This window comes from Seonamhaeicola marinus (assembly GCF_008085455.1).
In genome coordinates this window covers 1-219 of record NZ_VSDQ01000249.1, presented here as the reverse complement: position 1 = coordinate 219, position 219 = coordinate 1, and the positions used below count along the sequence as shown (strand labels likewise).

Below are 219 nucleotides of genomic sequence, written 5' to 3'. Positions count from 1 at the left end.
TGGTTGGCACCATATTTTTCTATTACGTAGTCCATTACTCTACTTCGGCCTTCATCATCAAAATCGATATCGATATCGGGCATACTAATACGATCTGGATTTAAGAAACGCTCAAAAAGCAAATCGTACTTCATGGGGTCTATGTTGGTAATCCATAAACAATAAGCAGCTACCGAACCCGCTGCCGAACCACGCCCTGGACCTACAGACACGTCCATG

The 219-nt window shown here is 43.8% G+C and carries 1 protein-coding gene; it reads right to left on the bottom strand.

Going from position 1 to position 219, the window contains the following annotated elements; genetic code table 11:
• Positions 1-219 (bottom strand): hypothetical protein (locus FUA24_RS03795; RefSeq protein WP_148540135.1); only part of this gene is annotated, 219 nt, incomplete at both ends.